The organism is Roseisolibacter sp. H3M3-2, from assembly GCF_029211165.1.
GTDB lineage: Bacteria > Gemmatimonadota > Gemmatimonadetes > Gemmatimonadales > Gemmatimonadaceae > Roseisolibacter.
Genome location: NZ_JARGEK010000499.1, coordinates 1 through 2786, shown reverse-complemented (window position 1 = coordinate 2786; position 2786 = coordinate 1). Strand labels below are relative to the sequence as shown.

Here is a 2786-nt window from a genome sequence, read left to right as displayed (position 1 = left end):
CGCGACGCCAACGGTCGGCGCGGCCGATTCCGCCGCGCCGGCGCCGGGCGCGCCCGCCCCGACGCCCGTCGCCCCCGCCGAGACGGCGCTGGTGGCCGGGTCGCGTGCGGCGTACCGGGTGAGTTCGCTGGGCGGGTCGCTGGTGGGCGCCGAGATGCGCACCTACCGCTCGCTGCGGGCGGGCACGACCGGGGCCGCGGAGCTGGCGCCGCGCGGCGACGCGCTGCTGTCGTACCGCCTGGTGGTGCCGGGCGACACGATCGCGCTGTCGCGCGTGCCGCTGCGCGTCTCGCAGTCGGGGAACACGGTGCAGCTGCAGGGGACGGCGGCGGGGCGGCAGGGGCAGCCGTTCCCGGTGTCGATCACGTACAGCTTCGCCCCGGACAGCTACGTGGTGCGCGTGCGCGGCAGCGTGCAGGCGGCGGCCGGGCCGGCGTTCCTGCTGGTCGACCTCCCGCCGACGCTCGCCGTGACGGAGCGCGACACGGTCGACCACTACAACAACCTGGCGTACGCCTGGAAGCCGCTGAACGACGACGCGAGCAGCATCGCCTTCGGCAAGCTGGACCCGGGGGAGCGCGAGCTGGTCGCCGAGCCGCTCGCGTGGGCGGTGGCCAAGAGCAAGTACTTCCTCCTCGGCGTGCTGGCCCCGACCGGGCAGCGGTTCGAGGAGCTGTCGGTGACCGGCGGGGTGCGGCAGTCGAAGGCCGCGACGCGCGCGCAGGGGACGCTGGTGCTCCCGCTGGCGGGCGGCGGCTTCGCGTTCGACTCGTACGTCGGGCCGCAGGAGTGGCGCCGGCTGGTGGCGCAGGGGCGCGAGTTCGAGACGTCGAACCCGTACGGCGGCTGGCTGCAGGGGCTCGTGCAGCCGTTCGCGACGATCGTGATCCGCATCCTGCTGTGGATGCACGACGCGCTGCGGCTGTCCTACGGCTCGGTGCTGATCGTGCTCGGCGTCGCGGTGCGCCTGCTCCTCTGGCCGCTGCAGCAGAACGCGATGCGGTCGCAGATCCGGATGCAGCGCGTGCAGCCGGAGCTGCAGCTCGTGCAGACGAAGTACAAGAACGACCCGCAGAAGCTGCAGCAGGAGATGATGAAGGTGTACGCGGAGCACGGCGTCAGCCCGTTCTCGGCGCTCACCGGCTGCCTCCCGATGCTGCTGCCGATGCCGATCTTCTTCGCGCTCTTCTTCGTGTTCCAGAACACGATCGAGTTCCGCGGGGTGCCGTTCCTGTACCTCCCCGACATCTCGCTGAAGGACCCGTACTACGTGATGCCGGTGCTCGTGGCGGGCACCAGCTTCCTGCTCTCGTGGATCGGCATGCGCGGCGCGCCGCCGAACCCGCAGACGCAGATGATCACGTACATGATGCCGGCGATGTTCCTGTTCTTCTTCCTGAACGTCGCCTCGGGGCTGAACCTGTACTACCTGGTGCAGAACGTGGTGGCGCTGCCGCAGCAGTGGCTGCTGGCGCGGGAGCGGAGCAAGTCGCCGCCGCCGACGGTCCAGGGCACTCCCGTCACCAAGCGGAAGGTCGGATAGCCGCACGAACTGCGGGAGTCGCAACGACGGGAGTCGCGACGGCGGGAGTCGTGACCGCGTGGCCTGAAGCTTGAGGCGACGCAGTCGCGACTCCCGCTTTTTCGACTCCCGCGGTCACGACTCCCGCTCTCGGCGTTCACGCCCGTGGATCTCACGTACATCGGCCACGCCACCCTCCTCCTCCAGCTGGGCGAGGCGACGTTCCTGACCGACCCGAACTTCGACGACGCCCTGGGGCGGTTCGCGATCGGGGAGCGGCTGCGGCGGGTGGCGCCGCCGGGGATCGCGCTGGCGGCGCTGCCGCGGCTGGACGGGGTGCTGGTGACGCACGCGCACCTCGACCACCTGTCGCTGGCCTCGCTGGCGGCGATCCCGCGCGAGGTGCCGGTGGTGGCGCCGCCGTCGGTGGCGCGGTGGCTGGTGGGGCGCGGCTTCGCGCAGGTGCGGGCGCTGGCCCCGGGGGGCACGGTCGAGCTGGCCGGGGTGGCGGTGCACGCCGAGGCGGCGACGCACGTCGGCAGCCGGTACGGCGTCGACCGGTGGCGCGCCGAGACGAACATGTACCTGCTGGAGTCGGGCGCGGGGAGCGTGTTCTTCGCCGGCGACACGGGGCTCACCGCCGACACGCACACGCTGGCCGACCGCGTCTGCCACGCCGCCGGACGCCCGCTCGACGTCGCGCTCCTCCCCATCGGCCACGCGCCGTGGTGGAAGCTGCGGAGCTTCCGCGCCGGCCACCTCACCTACGCCGACGCGCTCGACCTGTTCGAGCGGCTGCGGGCGCGGTGGATGGTGCCGTACCACTGGGGGACGTTCAACCACCTGAGCGCCGGCGCGCACGACGCGATCGACCGGCTGCGCGCGCTGCTGCCGACGCACGCGCGGCGCGAGCAGGTGCGGATCCTGGAGCCGGGGGAGCGGTGGACGGTGAACTGACCACCTGCGACCTGCGACCTAAGGGCCGCTGCTAGGTCGCAGGTCGCAGGTCGCAGGTAGTTTTCCCGCATGACCGCGCACCTCGACGACACCATCGCCGCCCTCGCGACCGCCCCCGGGCGCGGCGCCGTCGCGGTGGTCCGCGTGAGCGGGCCCGACGCGTTCGCGGTGGCGCGGCGGTGCGTGCGCGGGTGGCCGGCGGCGGCGCGCCGCGCGACGCTGCTGGCGGTGCACGACCCGCGCACCGGCGAGCGGCTGGACCGCGCGCTGGTCAGCGCCTTCCCCGCCCCGCGCTCGTACACCGGCG

The 2786-nt window shown here is 73.3% G+C and carries 2 protein-coding genes and 1 pseudogene; all 3 read left to right on the top strand.

The features are described from left to right. Nucleotides 1-1543 (top strand): YidC/Oxa1 family insertase periplasmic-domain containing protein (locus PYV61_RS23615; protein WP_275836325.1); only part of this gene is annotated, 1543 nt, incomplete at its 5' end. Nucleotides 1544-1687: 144 nt separating this feature from the next. After that, nucleotides 1688-2479, top strand: coding sequence for an MBL fold metallo-hydrolase (locus tag PYV61_RS23610; protein WP_275836324.1), 792 nt, complete (start codon nt 1688-1690; stop codon nt 2477-2479). Nucleotides 2480-2548: 69 nt separating this feature from the next. Further along, nucleotides 2549-2786 (top strand): annotated as a pseudogene (locus tag PYV61_RS23605) (tRNA uridine-5-carboxymethylaminomethyl(34) synthesis GTPase MnmE); the annotation flags it as partial.